This window comes from Marinobacter sp. W-8 (genome assembly GCF_044342215.1).
Classification (GTDB): domain Bacteria; phylum Pseudomonadota; class Gammaproteobacteria; order Pseudomonadales; family Oleiphilaceae; genus Marinobacter; species Marinobacter nauticus.
On the sequence record NZ_CP172297.1, the window covers coordinates 1,864,389 to 1,890,348 of the forward strand.

Consider the following 25,960-nt stretch of genomic DNA (forward strand, 5'->3'; position numbering starts at 1 on the left):
CAAACTTCAATGATCGGTTTTACGGGCCATGGAGGCGGCCATGCGGTCGATGACTCCCTGGGGCAGGGCGGCTAGCAGCTTCAGGGACCAGGTAAAGCGTTTCGGGAACGCGATTTCGTTCCGGCCTTTCTCAAGCCCTGTGCGGATTCGTCTAGCCGCATCCCCGGCTGAGATGATGAACGGCATGGGAAAATCGTTTCGGTCCGTCAATGGCGTTTTGACAAACCCCGGGGATACCACCACCACCCGAATCCCCTCGGCCGCCAGATCAGCTCTCAGTGACTGGGCAAAGTAGGTAAGTGCCGCCTTGGAGGCGCCATAGCCCTCAGCACGCCCGAACGGAAACCACCACGCCGAGGAACTCACAATCACCAGCGTCGCCGGTTTACCTTTGGCACGGGTCGCCCGCAGCGCCGGCAGGGCAACATCCAGGCAGCGTGCTGTGCCGATCACGTTGGTGGTCACGTTGTTGGCAATGACATCGCTGTTGTAGTCCGCGACTTCCAGATACTCACAGGTACCGGCGTTCAGAATGACCATGTCCAGGTCGCCAAAGTGGTCAAGCTGCGACTTGACCCCCTGCAAGTCATTCTTGCTGGTGGTGTCCGCAGCGGCGGCGGCTATCTGGTTCGGGAAGGTTTGCAACAGCTCATCCAATGGCTCCTGCCGGCGGCCGGTCACAATCAGTTTGTGACCGGCACCGGCGAGTTCGTGAACCAGCGCTTCGCCAATACCGGATGAGGCGCCGGTTAACCAGATGTTGCTGGGTGATGACAGCAATTGGCTCATCCCGCCTGCTCCTTTACCCAACGAATCATGCGGCCCAATACGGGCAGGTTTTCATACAATAGCTGGCCGGCGTCGAAATAGTCCCGGTGATATCGCACTTTCCCGTCCCGGATTTCCAGGTGGCTGATGCCTTCTACAAACACCGGCTTGCCGCCGCGGACACGCTTGTGTTGAAGTTCCATCACCCAGGGCAGGCTGCACCAGCATTCCTGAATGACGGGTTCATGGAAACGGAACTGGCAGCGGATAACGTTGCCGTAGGCGCTCGCCATGTATTCGGTTAGCTGATCAAGGCCATGTACCCGACCAAAAGGATCCTGAAACTCGATATCCTCGCCGTATACCTGCTGGAGCTTGTTGAGATTGCCTTTGTCCAGTGCGTTATACAGCGAACAGAAACGTTCCAGTACCACGGGCAATCCGGAATCCGGTGCCCCGACTTCAATGGCAGAGGCAGACGTCGTCATGAGCGGTTCCTCCTCTTGTGGTCCAGTTCCCGGGTCTCTTTCTGAATATGAGCCGGAATTGGATTGAGATCCCAGATGATGCCCAGCTTGGAAAGCAACCACAGGCCGTACCAGGTGACATCAATTTCGTACCAGCGGAAACCCTGGCGTACCGATTGCGGCCAGCGGTGGTGGTTATTGTGCCAGCCCTCGCCCAGGGTGATCAGAGCCAGCCAGAAATTGTTGCGGCTGTCGTCATCGGTCTCAAACCGTCTTTTACCCCAGACGTGTGACAGGGAGTTGATCGAAACCGTTGCGTGAAAAAGCACCACGGTTGATATGAAGAAACCCCATACCAGGAGCTGAAGCCCGTTGGTGCCGAGCTCGGGCGCCCACAGGGCCAGTGCCTCGCCAAACAGGTAAATAGCAACCGCGAACGCGGCGGGTATCAGAGAGTCAAAACGGTTGATGAACCTGAGTTCCGGGAATTTCAGCCAGTCGCGCACCCTGCGTTCGTCCATCGCAAAGCCCGCATCACAGGTGAACCATCCCATATGGGACCACCAGAACCCGCCCTGGTGTGGTGAGTGCAGATCCTGCTCATTGTCCGAGTGCTGGTGATGATGCCGGTGGTGCGCGGCCCACCACAAAGGCCCCCGCTGGGCCGCGCTGGCCCCCAGAATGGCAAACGCGAACTGTGCAGGCCGGCTGGTTTTGAAGGTTTTGTGGGAGAAATAGCGATGGTAGAAGCCCGTGATCGCGAACATCCTTACCAGGAAGAACGCAATGGCAAAAACCACTGCGAAGGTACTGACACCTGTATAAAGTGCCAGCAAACAGGCAAGGTGGAGGGAGATGAAGGGCAGGACTCGTACCCAGTTAAAGGCTCGGGAGTCCGTATCCAGGTGATCTGATCCTGCTTCGGAATCGAACCATCTCAGAATGTTTGTTAACCAACTATTTACTCGGGTCATATACAACCATGCGTGAAGTAACATCAGACACCACATCAATACGCAGCATCGCGGTTATTGGTTCAGGGCTGGCGGGGCTGACGGCCGCAATTCTTCTTGGCGATTCGGGCCATATTGTCCGGGTCTTCGAGAAAAGCCGCGGCCCTGGTGGTCGTCTGGCGTCCAAACGCGTGGCGAACGGCTCGGCCGATATCGGTGCCCAGTACTTCACGTCCCGTAATCCCGGTTTCACCCGGTTTCTGGATCGCTGGGCGGGGCACCAGAGCTACCAGAGCTGGAATGCCCGCTTCGGTTATCAGACGGAAAGGGACAGCTGGCAGACGTTTCCAGAGGAACACAGGTTTGTTGGTACTCCGCGAATGACGGCCATTTCCCGGGCTCTGTCTGAACACATTTCGCTGGAATCAGGCGTTCGAATCGCCCGGCTGTCAAAACACCGTTCCAAATGGCAGCTCACCGATACCGAGGGTCAGCACTACGACGGCTTCGATCAGGTCGTGATCACGGCGCCACCGGCGCAGGCTCAGGAACTGTTGCGGGACAGCGGGCTTGAAGCGATGGCGGAAGGGCTGGCTGAGCACGTGGATAATATCCTGCCTTGCTGGGCGGTAGCTGCCCATTTTAATCGTCCCGTTGATTTCCCGTTTGATGCTGCGCGCCCCAACTCCGACGTGTTGTTCTGGGTGGCCAACAACTCCTCCAAACCCGGCCGGGAAGACAAGGGCCAGTGGTGGGTGCTGCACGCGAACCCCGAGTGGACACATCAGCACGTGGATGACGCCCCGGAATGCATTGCTGAAGCTCTGCTGGCGGAATTCAGGGGGCTGACCGGGCATGAAGAGGCTCCGGATGACTGGGTACCTCACCGTTGGCTGTACGCACGCTCGGAAGCCGCCGATAATCCTGGCTACCTGTTCGACCACATTGCCGGCATTGGCCTGGCCGGCGACTGGCTGGCGGGCGGTCGGGTTGAAGGCGCCTGGGAAAGCGCCTCGCAACTGGTGCAGGCAATGGGCCAGAGCCCTGATCAGTAATTGCGGCTACTCAGTCAGGTCGGAGGGAGCTTTTTCTGCGACCTCCGGCCGCCGGTAGAAATGGGTGATGGTGCCGTCGCCGAATTTTGAGAAGAAGGCACTCACCTCGGTGATTTTTCGCAGGCTTCGCTCCCGGGTGATCGGGTTTTTCACCAAGACCTTGATGCCGTTGAAGTTGTCCTGAATGTTCGAGAAGCGGGCCTTCATGGAGCAGGTCACCACGTTGTCCGGGTTAATGCCCAGTTCCGATGCCAGCCAGCGGCTGTGATTCAGGATTTCAGTCTTGTCCAGATTCTCTCGCGTGTCGACGTGGTCCAGCTTCACACGGTTCACGATGCAGAACGAGTAGCTCCTCGGTTCCCGGCGGGCAACCTTGCGGAAGGCTTCCCAGAAAAAGTTGTCGGTCAGCTCGGCAAACCATTTCATGTTGCTCAGGCAGGTATCCACCCAGTCGAAGCTTTCCGGGTCCTCCAGCACTTCGTTAATGGCCTCACGCAGCAACCAGTCGAAGCCCAGAGCGGTCTTGTGCGCATATACCTTGCGGTACATCTGGTGGCGGCTGTACACGAAGTCTTCCAGGGCGCCCAGGCCTTTCTGGGTAATCGCAAGCCCCATCCAGGGTTCAGAAACGTCCCAGCCGAACCGCAGGTTGCTCAGCAGGTGATCGAGATTGAAACCGCCGATGGTGACCGAGCTGTGGAAGCCGTCCCGCAACATATAATCGGCCCGGTCGGCATCAATTTCCCCCGAAACTATGGATGACAGCAGGCCCATCACCAGCTGCGGTACATCCCGGGGCGGGATAGTGCCGGCAATGGCATCATCACCAGCGATAAATTCCCAGAACGTCTGGGCGTGGCGGCAGAAGGTTTCGCTGGGCGTAACATCGGTGGTTTCCATAATGCCGATGACATCGATGGCAGCCAGCCCGGCGCTCTCCAGATCCACAGACGAGAGCACGTCATGGGCGACTCGAACAGAGTAGTGTTCATGCTCCAGCTCTTCCGGTTCATTGGCGTGGTAGGCCGAATAGTCAACGCCTTCCCACAAATCCCGGAACCGTTCAGGGCGAGACATCAGGTCGCGAATCTTCCGGGCCTGGGTGAACTGATGGGAGAAACTGGAGTGTCCGCTGTCGTGCAGCAAGCAGCCAAGGCGGATGGTCTTGGCCAGGTAATCGATGGCATCGAGCTGGCTCAGGCTGAGATCGGTCTGCTCACTCAGCTGCCGTTCTCGAAGGTATGCATCGATCATGGCCCGGAACATCCGTGTGCCCACATGCATCACCCCGATGCTGTGCAGGAAACGGGAATGGGTGGCGCCGGGGAAAACCAGGCTCAGAATGTCGTTCTGGCAGATGTTACGCAAGCGCTGAAACAGTGGATGGTCAATCACCTGGATTTCGTGCCGGTAGAGCGGGATACCGCCATGCACCGGGTCCATGATCAGTTTGTCATAGGCTCCGAGCAGATCGTTAACGGCACGTCTCATGGTTACAATTCTCCCAAAATGATGATTGCGGCCTTGTTATATCACAGGGGCATGCCAGAATAGGCCATATAAAGCCTTTTTTCTTTACCGCTGGTAGTTTAGGGCAACCGACATGACCTCGCGCACCGAGCGCATTCTGATAATTGACGCCGATGAACAGGCCCGCGCCGATCTGTCCCGTTACCTGGAGGCGCGGGGGTTTTACGTAACTGGTGCGGCAGGGGTAAACGCTGCCCGAGGATTGTTCGACGACAACATCCCGGATGTGATCTTTGCGGATCTCCCTCCAGAAGCGATACGAGAGCTGTCCCGGCGCCTCGACGAAGTGGAAAGTTTCACGCCCATCGTCGCTTGCACCAGCAGCCAGTCCAGTGCCGACGTGGTCCAGGCCATGCGGGCCGGCGCCGCCGATGTGGTACTCAAACCCTGCAATGACGACCGCAACGCCCTGGACGACGTTATCGGCAAGTTGTTTGACCGGGTCAGGGTAAACCGCCTGAATCAGCTGTACCGGCAGGAGCTGGAAGAAGCCAACCGGGACTTGCGCAACGGTATTGCCGAGTTAAGGGCCGACCAGAACGCTGGCCGCAAGGTACAGCTTAAAATGCTGCCAGACCACGAGCTCACGCTTTCCGGGCTCAGCGTTGATTACCTCATCAAGCCGTCGCTGTATCTCAGCGGGGATTTTCTCGACTATTTTCGCATCAGTGAAGACAAGGTGCTCGTGTACATTGCCGATGTATCGGGCCATGGCGCCAGTTCCGCGTTCGTTACGGTGTTACTGCGAAACCTCACCAATCGTTTGCAGCGGAATCTTCGGCGCCAGTCCAGTGAGGACATCCTGCATCCGGAACGCTTCCTTGAGCGGATCAACTCGGAGCTTCTGGATACCGGGCTTGGCAAGCATGTCACCGTGTTTGTTGGCATCATTTCAACGACTGAACGTACATTGAGCTATGCGGTCGGGGCGCATTTCCCGATGCCCATTCTGTCTTTTGAAGACGGTGAAACCCGTTTTCTGGAAGGCAGCGGGCTGCCGGTAGGGCTGTTTGAAACGCCGGAATGGGAACTTTACCAGGTGAAGCTGGACCGACCATTCAGGCTTTTGTTGTTCTCCGATGGCCTGCTGGAAGTGATCCCGGCCAAATCTCTGGATGAAAAGGAGAACAGACTACTTGAACTCGTTTCAGGAGGTAGTCACACTATCGCATCGCTGAGCGACGCTCTGGGGCTGGGTAAGATCTCGGAGCTGCCTGACGATATCGCGATAGTATCGGTAACTGATACCATAAACGGGTCAGATAACACGTCGTCGACTTAGTGGCAGTGTGAAAAATGGCTGGTTATAAAATCCTGCAAGCAGAACAGCAGGGAATATACGTCCTGAAGTTTATTGGGGAAATCCGGCTGAACCTGTGTTCGACGCTGGACAATCTGGTTGAGTCCATAACCCGTGATCCGGCATTCAAGACCGTGGTTATCGACCTCACCGAAACCGAAATCATCGACAGCACGACGCTTGGCCTGCTGGCCAAGATTGCGCTGGCGGCGCAGAAACAAAGTCATTTTCTGCCAACGCTGATTTCCACCAACCCCGATATCACCCGCATTATTACATCCATGGGCTTCGACAAGATTTTTATCATTGTCCGTGAGCCGGCTTCCCGAATTGAAGAACTCGAAGAAATTCCCGTGCTCAAGGCGAGCGAACAGCAGGTTCGCGACAAAGTTCTTGATGCCCATAAAGTACTGATGGGCATGAATAGCCGGAACAGGGAAGAATTCAAGAATCTGGTACGGGCCCTGGAATGCGAGGAAACTGGCTGAAGCGCCAGTCCTGCACCGGGCCCGGCCCTGACAGAAACAGAACGGAACGTTTATGCCTGATAACCCGACGCCCGGTAATCACGGGGCGAATTCCTACGATGTGGCAGTACTTGGTGGCGGCAGTTTCGGTACTGCCATGGCAAAAGTACTGGGCGAGAACGGCCACGTTGTGCATTTCTGGATGCGCGATGAAGCACAGGCAGAGGAAATACGCAGCACCCGCATTAACCGCCGGTATATGCCTGCCGTCACCCTTGAGGGCGATATTCAGCCGACAACAGATTTGGCCGAAGCGGTGCGCAAGGCGGAGATCGTGTTGGTTGCCATCCCCTCAAAAGCGTTTCGGTCGGTCATTCGCGAACACAGCAGCGCGTTCCGCGATGGCCAGATCGTCGTCAGCCTGACCAAAGGCATTGAAGAGCATGGCTTCAAATTGATGAGCGAAATCCTGCTGGAGGAACTCCCCAGGTGCCGCTCCGGCGTCCTGAGCGGGCCGAATCTGGCCGGCGAGATCGTCAACCGGGAACTGACCGCCACCGTGATCGCCGCGAAAGACCCGGATGTGCGCCGCACCGTGCAGGAACTGCTGGGCTGTGAATACTTCCGGGTATACGCCAATGTTGATATCTATGGTGTTGAGCTGGCCGGCGCACTCAAGAATATCTACGCCATTGTTGCCGGCCTGGCTTCTGCCCTGAACATGGGCGAGAACGCGAAGGCCATGCTGATTACCCGTGGCCTGGCCGAAATGAGCCGTTTCGCGGTTAGTCTGGGTGCCAACCCGATGACCTTTATGGGCCTTGCAGGTGTTGGCGACCTGATTGCCACCTGCACCTCCAGCAAAAGCCGGAATTTCCGGGTTGGCTACGCCATTGGCAAGGGCCAGAAACTGGACGAAGCCGTGCAGGAGCTGGGGCAGGTGGCCGAAGGCATCTATACCCTGAAACTGGTGCGGGAAAAATCCGAGGCCATTGGCATCTACATGCCGCTGGTACGAGGGCTTTACGAGATTCTGTACGAAGGTGCTTCCATCAACGCGGTGATCAACAGCCTGATGATGGCCGTACAGAACTCTGACGTGGAGTTCATTCTGCCACGCACCATTACCCAATAACCCGGTATTGTCATCCGGAAGGAGAGGCACGTGCATCTGATTGTTATGCGCCATGGAGAGGCCGGTTGGCATTCCCTGGATCAGGAGCGCGAGCTGACAGACGCGGGCCGGCGGGGCGTGGCAGCCGTGGCGGCGCAGATTGCATCCTCCCCGTGGCGTCCCGCTCAGATCTGGTCCAGCCCCTATGTTCGGGCCCGGCAAACAGCTGCGATTGTGGCGGAAGTGCTGAATTGCCCGGTGGAAGAAAAAGCCTTTATCACGCCGGATGACGACCCCGGCCGCTGCCTGGATGAGCTGCTGGAGAACCAGATTTCGCCATTGATGCTGGTTTCCCACATGCCATTTGTGGGTAGCTTCTCCACTCTGTTGGTGGATGGCCATCGGCAGGGCATTCCCTTTATGACTTCTCAGGCTGTACTGCTGGATATGCCTGTAGTGGGGACAGGCTGCGCCGACTTGAAAGCCCAGTTTCTGCCCTGATCTAATCAGTACATCACTCATTTCTGATACTGAACGAACCTATGTACAGTTTTCCCATTGATTACATTGAGCCGGTCTTCCGGCCGCCCAGCGAGGCCAAATCGCTGATTCTGCCGGTGACCAATGGCTGTTCCTGGAACCAGTGCACCTTCTGTGAGATGTATACTCAGCCCCAGAAGAAATTCCGGGCTCGAAAGCCCGAAGACATCAGGGCAGACATCGAGAAAGCAGCAGCGGCATTTGGCGACGTGCGCCGGGTTTTCCTGGCCGATGGAGATGCCATGGTGCTGCCCACCCGGCGCTTGCTGGAAATAATCGCTGACTTGAAGCGAGCTTTTCCCGGCCTGGAACGCGTTTCCAGCTACTGCCTGCCGCGAAACCTGGCGAAAAAGTCCGTTGAAGAACTGGCGCAGCTCCGGGAAGCCGGCCTGAAAATCCTCTATGTGGGCATGGAATCCGGTGACGACGAGGTACTGCGGCGCGTTAACAAGGGCGAGACCTGGGAATCCACCCGGTCGGCACTGGTCAAGATCCGGGAGGCCGGTCTGGTCAGCTCGGTGATGGTGCTCAATGGTCTGGGCGGTGAAGCTCTGTCACGGCAGCATGCCATTAACACCGCCACACTCTGCAATGAAACCCAGCCGGATTACCTGTCGACCCTGGTGGTCAGCTTTCCGCAGGGTGAAGAGCGATTCCGCGAGGGTTTCGGGGCAGATTTCGTCCCCCTGGGCCAGCAGGCCCTGTTCGAGGAAATCCGTTTGTTCCTGGAACACCTGGAACTGGATAACACCATTTTCCGCAGCGATCACGCTTCCAATTACCTTGTGCTCAAGGGCACGCTGGGCCGCGATAAAGACCGCCTGCTGCAGCAGGTAAACATGGCCATTACCCAGCCCGGCGCCGTACCTTTGCGGGAAGAATGGATGCGTGGGCTCTGATCAGGGAGAAAATGATGAACCGGACACCCGATGACATTGCAAAATCCCTCGAGCATGCCGGCAAGAGCAGGGATCTGCCACCTCTGGACCAATGGCACCCCGAACTTTCCGGCGACATGGATCTGGTGATCACCCGGGATGGCCAGTGGATCTTCAAAGGTGAGCCCATCGCCCGGGAGGCCACGGTAAAGCTGTTCTCTACCATTCTCAGGCGGGAAAGCGATGGCGAGTACTACCTGGTTACGCCGGTCGAGAAATGGCGTATCCAGGTTGAGGACGCACCACTGCTGGCCCATGGTCTGGAAGTGAAAGGCGAGGGCGCGGAGCAGGTCATTACCCTGGCCACCAACATGGGCGAAACCCTGGAGATTGGCGAGCAGCACCGATTACATGTGGGCTCTTACCCTGAGACTGGCGAACCTCGGCCAGTTATTCAGGTACGCCACGGTGTTGAAGCCCGGCTGGTTACCTCGGCGTTCTATGACCTCGCCGAACTGGCCGAGGAAACCGAAGCGGCGGGAAAAACCGTGTACGGGGTGCTTAGTCACGGAAAATTCTGGGAAATCGGGCAGGGCGGTTGAAAAGCGCCTGACAACCCCAATGAATAAGGTAGAAAACGCAGTCTGTCACTTGTTAAACTGTGGTTTCTTACTTGTTATCGAGCCTGGCTCTCTAACGAGGCCCGGTGGTCGTTAGTCCCTCTGTGCAGTCAGGCTGTTCACGATCACTTTCGATTGCCTACAATCTAAATACACAGTCATTGCGACACGCAAGGAGATCACATGGCCCAACCTCGTGTTGTCACCATCCACTACACGCTCACTAACGACCAGGGAGAGCAACTCGATTCCTCCCGCGTAGAAGGCCGTGAGCCCCTGGCATACCTGGAAGGTGCACAGAACATCATCGGCGGACTGGAAAGTGCGCTGACCGAGAAGAACGCTGGCGACCAGGTTAAAGTTTCCGTAGAGCCAGCTGAAGGCTACGGTGAAGTAAACGAAGAGCTTATCCAGCCGGTTCCGCGCTCTGCTTTCGAGGGCGTAGACACCATCGAGCCAGGCATGCAGTTCCAGGCACAGACTCCGGGCGGCCCCCAGGTCGTTCGCGTAGTAGAAGTTGGCGACGAAACCGTTACCATCGATGCCAACCACCCGCTGGCGGGCCAGACTCTGCACTTCGACGTTGAAGTGGTAGAAACCCGCGAAGCAACCGACGAAGAGCAAGAGCACGGCCACGTGCACTGATATGCCTTCTGATGGTTGATCAGAAAACGGCACCTTCGGAGGCTGTGTGAAAACAGCCTCCGAAGCTGGCAAAATAACCGCGACATGGCTCGCGGTTATTTTTTATGAGGCATCTTGAAGGCACCCCTCGAAGTCAGGCGCTGTTGCTCCCACCCAGCGTTGAAGATTATGTCCCCGAAGATCACCCGGTTCGCGTCATTGATGCGTTTGTGGATTCACTGAATTTGTCAGAGATGGGGTTCAGGAAAGCTCAGACGGCTCATACCGGCCGCCGCCCTTACCACCCCGGCGATTTGCTCAAGCTTTATATCTACGCCTACCTCAACCAGACCAGCAGTACCCGACGGCTGGAAAAAGAATGTCATCGCAACCTGGAAGTGCTCTGGCTGATGAAGCAGCTGGCACCGGATTTCAAGACCATCGCGGACTTCCGTAAAGATAACGGTGACGCGGTCAAGAAGGTGTGCCGGCAGTTCATTGTGTTCTGCAAACAGGCAGGACTGGTCAGTGGCCAGTTGGTGGCGATTGATGGCAGCAAGTTCAAAGCGGCCGCCAGTAAAGACCAGGCTGTTACCCGCAAGCAGCTGGAGAAGCAGCTGGGCAAGCTGGATCAGAAAATTGATCGTTATCTCGCTCAGCTGGCGGCATCGGAACAAGGTGATGACGCCGATCTGAACCGTGACAAAGTATCCGAAGCCTTGGCTTATCTGGAAACCCACAAGGCGGAACTGCAGGATGAGCTGAAGACGCTGGTCGATGAGGATAAGACTCAGCTCTGTCGTACAGAGCCGGACGCCAAGCTGATGAAATCTGGCCGGGAAGGCACGGTGGTGGGCTACAACGCGCAGAATGCCGTTGACGAGGAATACCAACTGATCGTTCACCACGACCTGACACAGGCAGGTAGCGATAACCAGCAACTGAAACCGATCGCCCAAGAGACCCATGATGTACTGGAGGGCAGACTAGAAACCCTCGTTGCCGATGCCGGCTACTCCAACGGTCAGCAGATCAAAGAGCTTCAGTCTTCTGGGTACGATGTGGCAGTGCCATCGAACCGGGCGGTCAACAATCAGGGAAACGGCGAGTACTTCCAGAAACGTGACTTCACCTATTTGCCCGAAGAGGACGCTTACCTCTGCCCTGCTGGAGAGCGGCTGCCTCACAAGACGGTGAGCAACAAGGATCGTCTGCATCTGTACGCACGTTCAGGCTGCAATCAATGCCCGCTCCAGAGCCAATGCACCAAGGCGGATAGACGCTGGGTCACACGCCACTTCAATGAAGAGGCTCTGGAGAAAGCAACGAACGCCGCCACACCTGAGCGGATGATCCGTCGGATGGCTACCGTTGAGCCGACCTTCGCTACACTCAAGAGAATGCTGAATAAAGGGAGATTTACCTGCTGGGGTCTGAGTTCTGCCAGTAGTGAATACAGTCTGGGGGTGCTGAGTTACAACCTGATGCGGGCGATCAACGTGCTGGGCGTGAAGGGGATGCTGGCAAGGCTGGCTTGAGGCGCTTAGGCCTCTTTATTGCCTGTAAATATAGGCTGATTGAAAGCAAAAATGCCCCGGACGATGTCCGAGGCATTTTGCGGGCCTGCTCAGAAGCTATGTAAATCGTGTTTTTACACAGCCTCCTTCGGGGGCCGTTTTTTTATGGCCGGAATAATCTGTGAGCATAAAAAAACCGGGGCAAGCCCCGGTTTTCTGAAACTGTGATCGTGGATCACATGTTCGGGTAGTTCGGACCACCGCCGCCTTCCGGCGTTACCCAGGTGATGTTCTGGGCAGGATCCTTGATGTCACAGGTCTTGCAGTGAACACAGTTCTGGGCATTGATCTGGAACTTCTTGCCGCTGCCATCGTCTTTCTCGACCACTTCGTATACGCCGGCCGGGCAGTAACGCTGCGCTGGCTCGTCGTACTTCGGCAGGTTCTCTTTCAGCGGAATTTCCGGGTCGGTCAGCTTCAGGTGAACCGGCTGATCTTCCTCATGGTTGGTGTTGGAAATGAACACCGAGGACAGGCGGTCAAACGTCAGCTTGTTATCCGGCTTCGGATAGTCGATCTTCTTGCACTCAGACGCCGGCTTCAGGGTGGCGTAGTCCGGAGTCGTGTCGTGGAAGGTGATCGGCAGGCTGCTGCGCAGAATGTTCTGCTCGAAGAAGGCGATGGCACCGCCGACGATATTGCCGAACTTGTGCATGGCCGGACCAAAGTTACGCTCGGCGTAAAGCTCCTTGTACAGCCAGCTGTCTTCGAAACGCTTCTGGAAGCTGGTGATTTCCTCACCGGATTTGCCTTCCTTGAGAGCTTCGAATACAGCTTCCGCACCCAGCAGGCCAGATTTCATGGCGGTGTGGGAGCCTTTGATCTTGGAGCTGTTCAGGGTGCCGGCATCACAACCCAGCAGCAGGCCGCCCGGGAAGCTCATCTTCGGCAGGGCGTTGTAGCCACCCTTGGCGATTGCACGGGCGCCGTAGGCAACACGCTTGCCACCTTCCAGGTATTTCTTGATCTCCGGATGGTACTTGAGACGCTGGAATTCCTCGAACGGGCTCAGGTGCGGGTTGCTGTAGGAAAGATCGGTGATCAGACCAACATAAACCTGGCCATTTTCCAGGTGATACAGGAAAGAGCCGCCGGTGGAGCCGGATTCGTTCAGCGGCCAGCCGGTGGTGTGAACAACCAGACCTGGCTCGTGTTTGGCCGGGTCGATGTCCCACAGCTCTTTGATACCGATGCCGTAGTGCTGCGGATCCTTGCCTTCGTCCAGCTTGAAGTCGTTGATCAGGCGCTTGCCCAGATGACCGCGACAGCCTTCAGTGAATAGGGTGTACTTGGCGCGCAGCTCCATACCCGGCATGTAGCCGTCTTTCTCGGAACCGTCACGGGCAACGCCCATATCACCGGTGATAATGCCTTTTACCTGGCCATCTTCGACGATGGTTTCTGAAGCGGCAAAGCCCGGATACACTTCAACGCCCAGCTGTTCGGCCTGCTCAGCCAGCCAGCGGCACAGGTTGCCCAGGCTGATGATGTAGTTGCCGTGGTTGTGCATGTTCTTGGGCACAAAGGCATTGGGTACTTTGGTGGCCTTTTCCTGATTCTTCAGCAGGAAGATATCGTCCCGGGTAACCGGGGTGTTCAGGGGGGCGCCTTTCTCTTTCCAGTCCGGGAAGAGTTCGTTCAGGGCCGTGGGCTCAAATACGGTGCCGGCGAGGATGTGCGCGCCGATCTCAGAACCTTTTTCAACCACACAAACGGTCAGTTCTTCGCCGGCTTCCTGCGCCAGTTGCATGACGCGGCAGGCTGCCGACAGGCCCGCAGGGCCGCCGCCGACGATCAGAACATCAAATTCCATCGATTCGCGTTCCACGTTGGTCTCCTCAAACAGCTTTTAATGGATATTGTTTGCCCGCAGGCCTCATCAGGGGCGCCATCATACCGGTAAAAGTGCGTATAGACGACAGCCCGAAACCGCTCAAAACGGCTCTTTGTTCCGAAAGGATAACGCATTTGAAGAATCAAACAAACGTTTGTTTGAAATCTGCACTAACCTTTGGCATTGTACGTATACACCGAAATATAGTGTGTTTTGAGTCGATTTTTAGTATCGTCTCATTGTCAGGTCGGGTCAACCCGGTCCTTTGACTGTGAAGACTCATTAAACCCATCGTAGAAGAACGAGGAATCTATGAAGGTTCTGGTCGCTGTAAAACGAGTTATCGACTACAACGTGAAGGTGCGCGTCAAGCCGGACAACACCGGCGTTGATCTCGCCAACGTCAAGATGGCAATGAACCCGTTCTGCGAAATCGCAGTTGAAGAAGCGGTTCGTCTGAAAGAGAAGGGCGTTGCCAGTGAAATCGTTGTTGTATCCATTGGCCCGAAGGCTTCTCAGGAGCAGATCCGTACTGCCCTGGCTCTGGGTGCTGACCGTGGTATCCACATCGAGACTGACGAAGAAGTTCAGTCCCTCGAAGCGGCCAAGCTGCTGAAGGCTGTTGTTGAGAAAGAAGAGCCCAAGCTGGTTATTCTTGGCAAGCAGTCCATCGATTCCGACAACAACCAGACTGGCCAGATGCTGGCTGCTCTGACTGGCATGGGCCAGGGCACCTTCGCCTCTGAAGTGGTTGTTGACGGTGACAAGGTTAACGTAACCCGCGAAGTAGACGGCGGTCTGATGACAGTTGCTCTGAACCTGCCGGCGGTTGTTACCACAGACCTGCGTCTGAATGAGCCGCGCTACGCTTCTCTGCCGAACATCATGAAAGCCAAGAAGAAGCCGCTGGACTCCATGTCTCCGGCTGACCTGGGCGTTGACGTTGCCGCTCGCCTGTCCACCCTGAAAGTCGAAGCCCCGGCTGCACGCCAGGCTGGTATCAAGGTGGCTGACGTAGCTGAGCTGGTGGATAAATTGAAGAACGAAGCGAAGGTGATCTAAATGAGCATCCTGGTAATTGCTGAACACGACAACAGCAGCCTGAAACAGGCTACTCTGAACGTTGTAGCGGCTGCCAAGGCCATCGGTGGCGACATCGACGTGCTGGTTGCCGGTGAGAACGTAGGCGCCGTCGCTGAAGCCGCTGCCAAGGCAGAAGGCGTGAACAAGGTGCTGGTTGCCGACAACGCCGCTTACGGTCACTTCCTGGCAGAAAACCTGTCTGAGCTGGTTGCTGAAGTAGGCAAGGGTTACAGCCACATCCTGACCTCTGCCGGCACCACTGGTAAAGACTTCATGCCGCGTGTTGCTGCGCTGCTGGACGTTGCCCAGGTTTCTGACATTATCCGCGTTGAATCCGAAGACACCTTCGTGCGTCCGATCTACGCTGGTAACGCCATTGCGACCGTCAAGGCAAGCGACAGCATCAAGGTTGTGACGGTTCGTCCGACCGCGTTCGACCCGGTAGCCGCTGAAGGTGGTTCTGCCTCTGTTGAGCAGCTGGACGTAGTAAAAGACGCTGGCCTGTCTTCCTTCGTTGGTGAAGAGAAAGCTCAGTCTGATCGTCCGGACCTGGCTTCTGCCGGTATCGTTATCTCCGGTGGCCGTGGCATGCAGAACGGCGACAACTTCAAGATGCTGGAGCAGGTTGCTGATCTGCTGGGCGCTGCGGTTGGTGCTTCCCGTGCCGCTGTTGATGCCGGCTTCGTGCCGAATGACATGCAGGTTGGTCAGACCGGCAAGATCGTTGCTCCGCAGCTGTACGTTGCGGTTGGTATCTCCGGTGCCATCCAGCATCTGGCGGGTATGTCTGATTCCAAGGTGATCGTTGCGATCAACAAGGACGAAGAAGCCCCGATCTTCCAGGTGGCCGACTACGGCCTGGTTGCAGACCTGTTCGAAGCAGTTCCGCAGCTGGAAGAAGAACTGAAGAAAGTTCTGTAACTTTCTGAAGTTTAAGAAAAAGAAGGCGCCTCAGGGCGCCTTCTTTGTTTTTGAGACAATGCGCTTTTCCGCTTTGCCGATAATCAGCGTATCGGCAAGGATATGCAGTGCCCGGTTGGTGGTTCTCACCGCCTTGTACACCTGCTCGCTTTTCTGATGGTGGGACTGTTGCATCCGTCGGGCGCTGTCCCGGAACTCATCATCCCGGGAAAACAGGTCGATCAGGCCAAACGTGGTGTTGGCGATGGCTTTGTGGACTTTCTCGACCGCCGTTGCACCGCCAGACACCGTTTCTTCCAGCAACCGGGCGCGGTTGCGAACTTCCATCAGGTCCATCCGGCTTTTCTGGATCGCACTCAGGGCACCAATTCGATGCGCATTCAGGATTCTCAGATTGCGCCGGTTGCCATTGGCAAGCCGGAACGCAGCAAACAACAGCACTCCACTGCCGGCCAGGCACATCAGGCTAACGATCAGTAACAGCATGGCAAGCCTCCTGTCGCTCCGTAACTAGCGATACTCAATGTGCATATCTACCTCAATGTCCCGCTCGTCCAGTTCCCGCTCCAGCTCTTTCATTACTTCCTGATAGACCATTTTGCGGGTCATCACCGGCAGGCGGTCGGCCAGCACCCGTCCGGTGCGGGATTCGCGTTTAGCCAGGGCAATCGGATCCCGTACCCGTAACGTAAGCACCAGCTCAGGATCCTGATGTGTATCGCTGATATCCTCGCTTTGCAGCATTTGCTTGATCATCTTTCGCTGCTCAAGCACTTGCCAGACCAGCAGCGCGCTGCAAGCCAGGAGAAACAGGCTGATAATAATCAGAAAGACGCTCAAAGGGGCTCTCCTCCTTCAATGACTGGGCAGAGTGTGCCTCAGTCCACAGGACAAACGATTGGCCGGCCCGACGCGGGTTCGCGAGTTCACGGGGAAGTAGCACCACAGAATAAACCTGTTACCATCCATTCATACATTCGTTTGAACAAGGACAGACCATGACAGACACCACAGCTGCGAACTATGACCTTGTCGTGTTCGGTGCCACCAGTTTTGTCGGCCAGATTCTGGCTCGCTACCTTCTGGAAAACTATGGTGCAGACAAGGAGGTCAAATGGGCCATTGCCGGCCGCTCCGAAGGAAAGCTGAACCAGCTCAAGTCGGACTTGGGGGCAGGCGCCGCATCATTACCGGTCATTCTGGCAGATGCAGCAGACGAGCCTGCGCTACGCGATCTGTGCGGCCAGACCCGGGTGGTCATCTCCACCGTGGGCCCTTACGCTCTTTTCGGCGAGACTCTGGTAAAAGTCTGCGCCGAGACAGGCACGGACTACTGCGACCTGACCGGTGAAGTGCAGTGGATCCGCCGGATGATCGAGCGTTACGAGGTCAAGGCCAAAGAAAGCGGCGCACGGATTGTGCATTGCTGCGGCTTTGATTCGATTCCCTCGGACATGGGCGTGTGGTTCCTGCAGCAGCAAGCGGAAGCAACCTTCGGCAAGCCCTGTCAGGATGTGCGCATGAGAGTGAAAGTGGCCAAGGGCGGCCTTTCTGGCGGCACGGTGGCTTCCATGATCAACGTAGCCAAGGAAGCCGGAGCCGACCCCAAGTTGCGCAAGGAACTGGCCAACCCGTTCTCTATCTGCCCGCCGGAGCATCGCTCCGAGAAACGCCAGCCCAGCCTGAAATCTGCTGAGTTTGACAAGAACTTCAACGCCTGGCTGGCCCCGTTTGTGATGGGTGCCATCAACACCCGTGTGGTGCACCGCTCCAATGCGTTGCAGGGTGCCCGCTACGGCAAAGAGTTCACCTACGACGAAGCCATCATGACCGGCAAGGGCACCAAAGGCCGCCTGACCGCTTACGGTATGGTCGGTGCGCTGGGCGCGTTCTTTACCGCGTCCGCAATCAAGCCAACACGGTGGGTGGTCGAGAAGCTCGTACCCAAGCCTGGTGAGGGCCCGAGCCCCGAAGATCAGGAAAAAGGCTTCTACGATCTGCGTTTCGTGGGCAAAACCACGGATGGCAAGACCATGATCACCAAGGTAACCGGCGATCGCGACCCGGGTTATGGCTCCACCGCGAAAATGCTGGGTGAAGCCGGGCTGTGCCTGGCCTTTGATGTGAAAGATGATGTGAAAGGCGGCTTCTGGACCCCAGCCTCGGCACTCGATGGCAAATTGCTCGAACGCCTGCAGGCCAATGCCGGTCTGACCTTTGAAGTGGTCGAAACCCGCTGATCAACCCAGGTGTAGAATGCGGTCGGAGGCCAGTAGGGCGTCCGGCCCATGGCCGAGACACACCACGGTTCGCCCCTGCAGCCAGCGGCTGATCTGGGGCGAGATCCGGGTACGGGTTGCCTCGTCCACACCGGTGAAAGGTTCATCCAGGATCACCACCGGCGCCCGGCTCAGCAAAACCCGCGCAAGTACCAATCGCCGGGCCTCCCCGCCAGACAACCGGTTGCCGGCACTGCCCAGCCAGGTATCCAGGCCTTCGGCTTCCTGAGCAAAGCGTTCCGCCAGTTCCACCAGTTCCAGTACCCGCCACAAATCGCCGTCCTCGGCGTTGGGGTTCGCCAACAGAAGGTTTGCTTTCACGGTGTCTTCGAACACCACGGTCGCTTGAGTGAGATAGGCGCAGGGCAGAGAATGACGTTGCCCTCGGCGTGGTTCTGCCAGCCCGGCCAGAGTATCCGCCAGAGTGGATTTGCCACTGCCGGACACGCCAACGATACCGACGGTGTCGCCCGGGTGAAGCTCCAGAGTGAAGTGACTGAGCAACGGTGAGTACCCCGGGTAACCGACGGTGATATCGCTGGCCTGAAGCGCGAGACCCTTCGGCAGTTCGCCAGCAGGGTTAGCGGTTGATGCCGCGGCCGTTTCCAGACCATGGTCGGAGTTCAGGCGCTGCGCGGCAGAGCGAGTCGCCCCCAGCTTGCCAAAAGCATCCGGCAGCATGGCGTAGACTTCGGCCAGGCCCAGCAGGGCAATGGGCAGAAGCACCAGTACCGGACCGCTCAGAGCACCTTCCTGAAACAGGTGAAAACCCAGCCACAAGGCCGCCACGGCCGCGACATTGATCAGCAGATGAGAGCCGGCCTGATGCCACCCGGTTCGGCTGTCGATCCTGGCCTGATCCCGGGACAACTCAACACTACGCCGCATCAGCCGGGCCGTATGTTTGCCGGTGCGGCCGGCGGCGGTGAGTTCGGCAAAGCCTTCAAGATGTTCAATCAGCTCGCCCCGCAGGCTCTCCTGTTGATCGCTCAATTGCCCGGAGGCAGCGCAGGTGCGCAGATACACCAGCCAGGTGGATATCAGGAACGATAGCGACAGAATCGCCAGTAGAATCAGCGCTACCACGCCATCAAACAGCAACCAGGCCATTGCGGTAAGCAGCAAGGTAACCACCGCTGCCAGGGCGGCGGGGGCAATCAGCCTCAGATAAAGCGTGTCCAGCGCATCGACATCGGCTGTGAGCCGGGAAAGCCACTGCGCGCCGGAACGGGAACTGCGCTCTGTTCGTGGCCGGGCCGCCAATCGGTCAAACAGGGCCACCCGAATATCGGTGAGTAGCTGCAGTACGGTGTTGTGGTTGTACACACGCTCCAGATACCGGAACACCGTTCGGGACACCGCAAAAAAACGGATACCACCGCCCGGCACATAAAGATTGATGTAGGCCTGTATCCCCGCGGCCAGCAACAGGCCAACCAGCGAGGTTTCGGTCAGAAACCAGCCAGACAACGCTAGCAGACCGATACCGGAAAGCAGGGTGCCCAGTAGCAAGCCGGCACCAACCGTAAGGCGACCTTTGCGACGGAAAATCAGCGCCAGCCAGGGCTTCAGTTCAGGCATCGCGCACCTCGCCGTCATTTACGATCAATACGCGGTCTGCCAATGTCAGCAGCGCCTGATGATGGGTGGAGAACACCAGTGTTTTTCCGGATTCGCTGAGTCTATGCAGGGCCTGCAGAATGAACAGTTCGCTGGTGGCATCCAGCCCGGCCGTCGGTTCATCCAGTAGAATCAGGGGATAGTCCGCCAGGAAGATACGGGCCAGGCTTAAACGGCGGGCCTGACCACCGGACAGCCCCAGACCATCCTCGGCAATGCGGCTGTGAATGCCGTCAGCCCGGCTGTCCACCAGCTCACCCAGGCCCACCTGTCGTAATGCATAGTCGATGGCAATATCCGTCGCATCGGGGGTGGTTAGCCGAAGGTTTTCGGCCCAGGTGCCCTGAATCCAGAAGCCCCGCTGGCCAAGCCATCCGAACGGCTGATTGCCCGGAGCCTCGCCGAATACTGACACAGCCCCTGCCTCTGACTGAATAAAGCCAGCCAGCAGATGCAAAAGGGTCGATTTGCCTCCACCAGAGGGTCCGGTAAGGGCGATCACCTGACCGGCCTTGATGCGGATATCCAGGTTATCGAAGATGACCGGGCCCTCGCCGTAACGGAGCGTGACCCCGGAGATCTGAATGCCTTGATTGCTAATGCTGTTGTCTGGCCGGATCGGCTCTGCGTTGTCGACAGACTGTTCCAGCCGGGCCAGAATCTCGGCACCGGCCCCCAGGGCGGCGGCCCGGTCGTGATAGTGCTGAGACAGGGTGCGCAACGGCTGAAAGAACTCCGGAGCCAACAGCAGAATCAGCAAACCACTGAACAGCGTGAGTTCGTCGCTTGGGCCAAATTCGATATAACCCAGTAATCCGAAGCCGATATAGATGGCCAATACCGCAATCGCCACAGCGGCAAAGAATTCCAGTACCGCTGACGACAAAAATGCCACTTTCAGCGTTTTCATGGTGATCTTGCGGTACTGGTCGGAACGGTTTTCCAGCGTGCGGCTGGCCGCCTCGGTTTGCCCGAACAGCTGAAGCGTCGTTAGCCCTCGTACCTTATCCAGAAACTGGCCGGACAACCGGCTGACCGTTTCGAAATGTTGCTGGTTCAGCTTTTCTGCGCCCATGCCCACCAGGGCCATGAACAGCGGAATGAGCGGAGCAGAGAGCACCAGGAAAATACCAGCCAGCCAGTCCAGCCAGAACACCAGAACAAGGATGGCCAGGGGAATCACCACGGAGAGGGTCATCTGCGGCAGAAAACGCGCGAAATAGCCGTGAAGCGCCTCCACGTGGTCCAACCACTCGCGAGCCAGGGACGCAGCGGACGTATCCGCCAGATTCACCGGGCCGGTGGCCTTCCAGTGATGATGTAGTTGCCGGCGGGCATCGCGCCGCACCTGCTCGCTGCAGCGGGCTGCAAAGCGGGTTTGCAGCCCCTGGCCTGCGGCCCGAATCACCAGAACCGCAAGCAGGGCCAGAAATACGGGCGTGAGTTCGGAAACCGGCGTTTTTTCAATCACACCCTGGTGAATCAGCCAGGCCAGCAACACCATTTGTACGATGGTGGCCAGCCCGGCAAGAACACCGGCCAGAACGGTTGCGGTGATCCAGCGCTGGCTATTGCGGGCCAGACCCGATAGCCAGGCGCGGACCTTTGACCGGGCCGGATCTGCCACTCAGTGGTACCCTTCGCCCGCACGCACCTTGCCGCGGAATACCCAGTAGGTCCAGGCGGTGTAGGCCAGCACGATGGGAATAACAAACAGCAGGCCGAGCAGCAGGAACAGCTGGGACTCATAGGCGGAAGCCGCATCCCACAGGGTGTAGTTGGGCGGAACCACATACGGCCACTTGCTCACCACAAGTCCGAGGTAGGTGGTGATGAACAGGCCCATGGTGGCAATGAATGGCATACCTTCAAACCGGTTGCGTACCGAACGCCAGATCTGGAAAGCACACAGCAGGGTCAGGGCCGGCAGAATCCAGATCACGCCCAGATTGGAGAACCAGCGCTCCCGCACCATGTCGTCAACAAAGGGCGTCCATACACTGATAATGCCAAACACCACCAACACGGCAATCAGCAGTGGTGCACTTACCCGGTAGGCCCACTCTTGCAGGCGCCCTTCAGTTTTCATAATCAGCCAGGTAGAACCCAGCAGGGCATAACCGGCCAGCATCCCCAGGCCTGTCAGCACGGTGAACGGGGTCAGCCAGTCCAGCGCGCCGCCAACGTAGGCGCCATTCACGGTATTGAAACCCTGGATGTAAGCCCCGACCACAGCACCCTGGGCGAATGCGGCAATGGTAGAGCCACCGGCAAACGACCAGTTCCACAGGTACCTGGAGGTACGGGCCTTGAATCGGAATTCAAACGCCACACCCCGGAAGATAAGCCCTGCCAGCAGCAGGAATACGCCAATGTAGAGTGCCGGCAGGAAGATGGAATACACCATCGGGAAGGCGGCAAGAAGGCCGGCACCGCCCAGCACCAGCCAGGTTTCGTTGCCGTCCCAGACCGGGGCCACCGAGTTCATCATGGTATCCCGGTCCTCTTCCGACGGAGCGAACGGAAACAGGATACCCACGCCCAGGTCAAAGCCGTCCATCAGCACATACATGATGATGCCGAAGCCGATAATAAACGCCCAGATGAGGGCGAGATCAAACAGTTCCATGGTCAGTGCCCCCCTTCGTTAGCCGGTTTTGCCTGATGAACGCCGTGTGAGCCGGATTCAATCTCGAACGGCACATGGGCCGCAGAGAGCGGACGGGCAGGGCGATCAGAGGCATGTTCTTCATCGTCAGAATCTTCAAGACCAACGTAAAGCACCCGCATGAGGTAATACACGCCGGCACTGAACACCAGGGCATAGACAACGATATAGCCGATCAACGTGAACAGCGCCATGCCGCCGGTAAGCGAGGGCGTTACCGATTCGGCCTGGGTCATCATGCCGTACACCAGCCAGGGGGCCCGGCCTACCTCGGTCACAAACCAGCCGGTAAGCACGGCAAAGAAGGGCGCGATACTCATAAAGCGCATCCCCTGAAGATACCAGCGGGTCTTGTAAAGCCGGCCACCAGCTCGCAGAACCAGGCCTGCGAGCGCAAACAGAATCATCAGGACACCAATGCCGACCATGATCCGGAAGGACCAGAACACAATCGCCACCGGTGGTTGCTCCTCCACCGCCACTTCATTCAGACCCGGCACTTCGCCATCCCACTCGTGGGTAAGAATCAGGCTGGCCAGGCTGGGAATGCCAATCTCGAAATGGTTGGTCTGGTTTTCCTGGTCGGGAATGGCGAACAGTAACAGCGGCACATTGCGGGAGGTTTCCCAGTTGCCTTCCATTGCCGCGACCTTCGCGGGCTGGTGCTCCAGAGTGTTCAGGCCATGGAAGTCGCCTACAACCGCCTGGGCCGGGGCAATGAACAGCAGCAACCACAGGCACATGGAGAGCGCCTTGCGATTAGCTTCTACTTCACGTCCCCGTAGCAGGTACCAGGCACTGACACCCGCCACCACAAATCCACCGGTAAGGAAGGACGCCAGGGCCATGTGCATAAAGCGATACGGGAAGGACGGGTTGAAGATAGCCTCGCTCCAGGAGACCACATGGAACACGCCCTCACGGAATTCGACACCGGCCGGTGTCTGCATCCAACTGTTGGCTGCGAGAATCCAGAAGGACGAGATAAAGGTGCCGGTGGCTACCATGATGGCTGCGAACAGATGAACCCCGGCGGGTACCTTGTCTCGACCAAACAGCAGTACACCCAGGAACGCCGCCTCCAGGAAGAACGCGGTGATCACCTCATAACTCAGAATGGGGCCCAGGAAGTTGGCCGAGGCCTGAGAGAAGGCGCTCCAGTTGGTACCGAACTGGAACGACATCACAATGCCCGAGACCACGCCCATGCCGAAGACCACGGCGAAGACCTTGGTCCAGAAGGTCGACAGTTTGGTCCACACCGGATTACGGGTTTTGAAGGCGAGGCCCTCAAGTACCGCGATGTAGGAGGCTAGCCCGATGGTAAACACCGGAAAAATGGCGTGAAATGACACCACAAACGCGAACTGGATTCGCGATAGGATGAGAGGATCTAGTTCCATAGGAACCTCCGGTAACTCGCACAAGTCATAACAAACGGGTCAGCGAACCCGTTCAGCCGCTGCCATAGTTTATTTTGTTATGTTGTTATTACCGGCAGATGATTACGATGCTACGCAAATCGTAGCAGATTTCGATAGGGCAGTTTGTCGCACCCCTTGATATAAAACAATTATGGTGAGCCAGATGAGCTTTTACGAGGAACGAATTCTCCCCCACATCATAGACAAAGCCTGCTCCATGGGCCAGGTGATGAAACTGCGCAGCCAGGTGGTTCCTCAGGCCAGAGGCCGGGTACTGGAAGTGGGCATGGGCTCCGGCATCAACCTGGAGTTCTACAACCAGGACCACGTTGAGATGGTATACGGTCTCGAACCCTCAGAAGGCATGCGCCGAAAAGCGCTACCCAACCTGCAACGTTCCCCCATAAAAGTAGAGTGGCTGGATCTGCCGGGGGAGAAAATACCCCTGGAGGACAACAGCGTGGACACCGTGCTGCTGACCTTCACCCTATGCACCATCCCTGACTGGCACGCCGCGCTGCAGCAAATGAAACGCGTACTCAGGCCGGGTGGCAATCTGTTGTTCCTGGAGCATGGCGAATCCCCTCACGATGGCACCCGCAAATGGCAACATCGAATCACACCTGGCTGGCGCAAGCTGGCCGGTGGCTGCCACCTGAACCGCCATATAGCGGATCTGATCAAAGAAGCGGGCTTCGAAATCCAGGTGCTGGAAAACCTCTACATCCCCAAAGCGCCCAAAATCGCGGGTTACATCTACAAGGGCAGGGCCACCAAGCCGGAGGCGGCATAGAAAGCGTATTGAAAACCGGCCGGGAAACAGAATTGCGTTACGCCACCGGCCCTTATACAATTCCGCCCTTCAAGAATCTCCCCTCCGATGCCCGGATGGTGAAATTGGTAGACACAAGAGACTTAAAATCTCTCGACCGCAAGGTCGTGCCGGTTCGATTCCGGCTCCGGGCACCATTCTTATTTGGCCAAAAACGTGATCTTCGGAAACCAGATTTCTCGGCGTTCCGGAAATAAAAAAACCGCGCCCGTCTCCAGCCGCGGTTTCTAATTTTTTGGCGTAGCTATCAAGCAGCCTTAGCCATCCGCTTCCTCACACCAAATCCCAGCAGGCCCAGGCCCAGCAAGGCGAGGGTAGAGGGTTCCGGTACGGAAACCGGGCGGGAGGTGATGACGCCTTTGAGTGTGGCATCGTTGTCTTTCTTTTCCTTGGTCCAGAATTCACTGGCCAGTGCACCGTTGTAGAAGAAACCTGAGATATCTACAAAGTAGTTGACGCCATCAATCAGGAAGGAATCAGAGGCGCCGACGTTGAGCGCGAAGGTCACTCTGTCTGCACAGCCATTCTTGTTAACGCCGACACCATTGGTGCCGCCGTCTGCACAGGGCCGGTCATTGTTGGGTGTTTCCCAATGTTCGAACTCGAACACGGAATACACGGTTTCCGCCATTCCGTCGATGGTCAGGTTGGTTTCGACGGTCAGCTGGGCGGTATTCAGTGAGGGCTCGAAGATCGGCCAGTTGTAGTGGGTAAAAGTACCCAGGTCAAAATCAATGTTCTCATTTACGTTTACGGCTGGGGGCGCTGCGCCGTCGAAACGGTATCCGCTCTTCTGTCCGCCGAAAATGGCCGGTGTTCCCCAACGGATTTCATCGGTTCCACCACCGGTTACCGCAGGGTTTCCGGGGTTGGTAGCAGTCCAGATTCCGCTAACGCTGGTCAGCTGAATCGTCGCCGCCTGTACAGAGGCGGCGGCAAACAGGGCCACGGCGGCGCTGGCGATCAATAGTTTCTTATTCATTGGTGACACTCCCTGTGGGCTTCGTCATTTGTTTACCGTCGCTCGAAGGTGTAATCCCTGAGCTCCGGTAGACAATCAGCAACGGGGGTGCCTGATCTTAAAAACTGCCCGTTTAACAATATGAAAGGAGTGTCACCTTTGCGACTGGGTGGTATTTGATCAGCTGCATTGTAAAAAAAACGGACATACCCAGAGGCTAACGATCCGGGCTGTCCTGTTCTGGCAGGGGCTCAATGCTGTTGATGTCGCCGGTGGGGGCGGCCGGTTCATCCTTGATAATCACGACGATACCGCCAACGATAATGGCAAGACCAACAACGGCTTTGAGCAATGTTGAGCGAGACATGCATCACCTCCTGTGTCGGGTACATGTTATTACCCTGAGGGCAATTCCTGGCATTGCAACCATACGCCGAAGGTCGGT

At 57.2% G+C, this 25,960-nt stretch carries 26 protein-coding genes and 1 tRNA gene; 14 read left to right on the forward strand and 13 right to left on the reverse strand.

The genetic code is table 11. The features are described from left to right. Nucleotides 1–6 precede the first annotated feature (6 nt). The 3 genes from ACF8YQ_RS08685 to ACF8YQ_RS08695 are packed head-to-tail and all read right to left on the reverse strand — an operon-like array spanning nt 7 to nt 2,209. A complete protein-coding gene (locus tag ACF8YQ_RS08685) occupies nt 7–789 on the reverse strand; it encodes an SDR family oxidoreductase (protein ID WP_014421431.1) in 783 nt (260 codons plus the stop codon). Next, nucleotides 786–1,256, reverse strand: coding sequence for a nuclear transport factor 2 family protein (locus ACF8YQ_RS08690; RefSeq protein WP_011784970.1), 471 nt, complete (start codon nt 1,254–1,256; stop codon nt 786–788). Before ACF8YQ_RS08690 ends, ACF8YQ_RS08685 begins: the two co-directional genes overlap by 4 nt. Then, on the reverse strand, nt 1,253–2,209 hold the full coding sequence (locus tag ACF8YQ_RS08695) for an acyl-CoA desaturase (RefSeq protein ID WP_226610864.1): 957 nt from the start codon (nt 2,207–2,209) through the stop codon (nt 1,253–1,255). The genes ACF8YQ_RS08690 and ACF8YQ_RS08695 overlap by 4 nt, the downstream gene beginning before the upstream one ends. A gap of 8 nt (nt 2,210–2,217) precedes the next feature. Between ACF8YQ_RS08695 and ACF8YQ_RS08700 the strand changes: the two genes are divergently transcribed. After that, nucleotides 2,218–3,243, forward strand: a complete 1,026-nt coding sequence (locus tag ACF8YQ_RS08700) for an NAD(P)/FAD-dependent oxidoreductase (protein WP_273030038.1) — start codon at nt 2,218–2,220, stop codon at nt 3,241–3,243. A 6-nt stretch (nt 3,244–3,249) separates the two neighbouring features. Here the strand turns inward: ACF8YQ_RS08700 and ACF8YQ_RS08705 are convergent, their stop codons facing one another. Then, nucleotides 3,250–4,734 carry an HD domain-containing protein gene (locus ACF8YQ_RS08705; RefSeq protein WP_396623215.1) on the reverse strand — a complete coding sequence of 495 codons (1,485 nt, stop codon included), beginning with the start codon at nt 4,732–4,734 and terminating at the stop codon, nt 3,250–3,252. 112 nt (nt 4,735–4,846) lie between these two features. Between ACF8YQ_RS08705 and ACF8YQ_RS08710 the strand changes: the two genes are divergently transcribed. The 8 genes from ACF8YQ_RS08710 (at nt 4,847) to ACF8YQ_RS08745 (ending at nt 11,854) form a co-directional block, all read left to right on the forward strand. After that, nucleotides 4,847–6,055 carry a PP2C family protein-serine/threonine phosphatase gene (locus ACF8YQ_RS08710; protein ID WP_396623216.1) on the forward strand — a complete coding sequence of 403 codons (1,209 nt, stop codon included), beginning with the start codon at nt 4,847–4,849 and terminating at the stop codon, nt 6,053–6,055. Nucleotides 6,056–6,069: 14 nt separating this feature from the next. Then, complete coding sequence (locus ACF8YQ_RS08715; RefSeq protein ID WP_011784965.1) at nt 6,070–6,561, forward strand: STAS domain-containing protein; 492 nt, start codon at nt 6,070–6,072, stop codon at nt 6,559–6,561. 52 nt (nt 6,562–6,613) lie between these two features. After that, a complete protein-coding gene (locus ACF8YQ_RS08720) occupies nt 6,614–7,675 on the forward strand; it encodes an NAD(P)H-dependent glycerol-3-phosphate dehydrogenase (protein WP_396623217.1) in 1,062 nt (353 codons plus the stop codon). Nucleotides 7,676–7,705: 30 nt separating this feature from the next. Next, nucleotides 7,706–8,155, forward strand: coding sequence for a SixA phosphatase family protein (locus ACF8YQ_RS08725; RefSeq protein ID WP_396623218.1), 450 nt, complete (start codon nt 7,706–7,708; stop codon nt 8,153–8,155). 41 nt (nt 8,156–8,196) lie between these two features. Next, the gene (locus tag ACF8YQ_RS08730; RefSeq protein WP_396623219.1) at nt 8,197–9,093 is read left to right on the forward strand and encodes a radical SAM protein; all 897 of its coding nucleotides are present in this window, start codon (nt 8,197–8,199) and stop codon (nt 9,091–9,093) included. 14 nt (nt 9,094–9,107) lie between these two features. Then, complete coding sequence (locus ACF8YQ_RS08735) at nt 9,108–9,674, forward strand: DUF1285 domain-containing protein (RefSeq protein ID WP_396623220.1); 567 nt, start codon at nt 9,108–9,110, stop codon at nt 9,672–9,674. A 201-nt stretch (nt 9,675–9,875) separates the two neighbouring features. Then, nucleotides 9,876–10,337 carry a peptidylprolyl isomerase gene (locus tag ACF8YQ_RS08740; protein ID WP_011784960.1) on the forward strand — a complete coding sequence of 154 codons (462 nt, stop codon included), beginning with the start codon at nt 9,876–9,878 and terminating at the stop codon, nt 10,335–10,337. Between the two features lie 104 nt (nt 10,338–10,441). Continuing rightward, complete coding sequence (locus tag ACF8YQ_RS08745; protein ID WP_396622918.1) at nt 10,442–11,854, forward strand: IS1182 family transposase; 1,413 nt, start codon at nt 10,442–10,444, stop codon at nt 11,852–11,854. Between the two features lie 214 nt (nt 11,855–12,068). On the opposite strand, the gene ACF8YQ_RS08750 is transcribed toward ACF8YQ_RS08745, so the two are convergent. Then, on the reverse strand, nt 12,069–13,721 hold the full coding sequence (locus tag ACF8YQ_RS08750) for an electron transfer flavoprotein-ubiquinone oxidoreductase (protein ID WP_011784959.1): 1,653 nt from the start codon (nt 13,719–13,721) through the stop codon (nt 12,069–12,071). A gap of 318 nt (nt 13,722–14,039) precedes the next feature. Here ACF8YQ_RS08750 and ACF8YQ_RS08755 point away from each other — a divergent pair, with 318 nt between their 5' ends. Together ACF8YQ_RS08755 and ACF8YQ_RS08760 are read left to right on the forward strand one after the other, a co-directional pair. Next, nucleotides 14,040–14,789, forward strand: coding sequence for an electron transfer flavoprotein subunit beta/FixA family protein (locus ACF8YQ_RS08755; RefSeq protein WP_011784958.1), 750 nt, complete (start codon nt 14,040–14,042; stop codon nt 14,787–14,789). Beyond that, complete coding sequence (locus ACF8YQ_RS08760) at nt 14,790–15,731, forward strand: electron transfer flavoprotein subunit alpha/FixB family protein (RefSeq protein ID WP_014421441.1); 942 nt, start codon at nt 14,790–14,792, stop codon at nt 15,729–15,731. It abuts the gene before it with no gap. A gap of 30 nt (nt 15,732–15,761) precedes the next feature. On the opposite strand, the gene ACF8YQ_RS08765 is transcribed toward ACF8YQ_RS08760, so the two are convergent. After that, nucleotides 15,762–16,217, reverse strand: coding sequence for a hypothetical protein (locus ACF8YQ_RS08765; protein WP_396623221.1), 456 nt, complete (start codon nt 16,215–16,217; stop codon nt 15,762–15,764). A gap of 24 nt (nt 16,218–16,241) precedes the next feature. Next, nucleotides 16,242–16,571, reverse strand: coding sequence for a hypothetical protein (locus tag ACF8YQ_RS08770; protein WP_224848383.1), 330 nt, complete (start codon nt 16,569–16,571; stop codon nt 16,242–16,244). Nucleotides 16,572–16,729: 158 nt separating this feature from the next. Here ACF8YQ_RS08770 and ACF8YQ_RS08775 point away from each other — a divergent pair, with 158 nt between their 5' ends. Beyond that, nucleotides 16,730–17,971 (forward strand): saccharopine dehydrogenase family protein, encoded by a 1,242-nt coding sequence (locus ACF8YQ_RS08775; RefSeq protein ID WP_396623222.1) that lies wholly within the window; start codon nt 16,730–16,732, stop codon nt 17,969–17,971. Here the strand turns inward: ACF8YQ_RS08775 and cydC are convergent, their stop codons facing one another. The 4 genes from cydC to ACF8YQ_RS08795 are packed head-to-tail and all read right to left on the reverse strand — an operon-like array spanning nt 17,972 to nt 23,701. Then, entirely contained in the window at nt 17,972–19,591 is a 1,620-nt protein-coding gene (cydC, locus tag ACF8YQ_RS08780; protein ID WP_396623223.1) for a thiol reductant ABC exporter subunit CydC, read from the reverse strand. Continuing rightward, nucleotides 19,584–21,257: a thiol reductant ABC exporter subunit CydD gene (gene cydD, locus ACF8YQ_RS08785; protein ID WP_396623224.1), complete on the reverse strand. Its 1,674-nt coding sequence runs from the start codon at nt 21,255–21,257 to the stop codon at nt 19,584–19,586. Before cydD ends, cydC begins: the two co-directional genes overlap by 8 nt. Further along, the gene (cydB, locus tag ACF8YQ_RS08790) at nt 21,258–22,259 is read right to left on the reverse strand and encodes a cytochrome d ubiquinol oxidase subunit II (protein WP_396623225.1); all 1,002 of its coding nucleotides are present in this window, start codon (nt 22,257–22,259) and stop codon (nt 21,258–21,260) included. A 2-nt stretch (nt 22,260–22,261) separates the two neighbouring features. Next, complete coding sequence (locus ACF8YQ_RS08795; protein ID WP_396623226.1) at nt 22,262–23,701, reverse strand: cytochrome ubiquinol oxidase subunit I; 1,440 nt, start codon at nt 23,699–23,701, stop codon at nt 22,262–22,264. Between the two features lie 184 nt (nt 23,702–23,885). Here ACF8YQ_RS08795 and ACF8YQ_RS08800 point away from each other — a divergent pair, with 184 nt between their 5' ends. After that, a complete protein-coding gene (locus ACF8YQ_RS08800; protein ID WP_396623227.1) occupies nt 23,886–24,515 on the forward strand; it encodes a class I SAM-dependent methyltransferase in 630 nt (209 codons plus the stop codon). Between the two features lie 89 nt (nt 24,516–24,604). Next, nucleotides 24,605–24,691: transfer RNA gene (locus tag ACF8YQ_RS08805), tRNA-Leu, on the forward strand. Between the two features lie 110 nt (nt 24,692–24,801). On the opposite strand, the gene ACF8YQ_RS08810 is transcribed toward ACF8YQ_RS08805, so the two are convergent. Next, complete coding sequence (locus ACF8YQ_RS08810) at nt 24,802–25,536, reverse strand: THxN family PEP-CTERM protein (protein WP_226597969.1); 735 nt, start codon at nt 25,534–25,536, stop codon at nt 24,802–24,804. A 196-nt stretch (nt 25,537–25,732) separates the two neighbouring features. After that, nucleotides 25,733–25,882 (reverse strand): hypothetical protein, encoded by a 150-nt coding sequence (locus ACF8YQ_RS08815; protein WP_014421453.1) that lies wholly within the window; start codon nt 25,880–25,882, stop codon nt 25,733–25,735. Between the last annotated feature and the right edge of the window lie 78 nt (nt 25,883–25,960).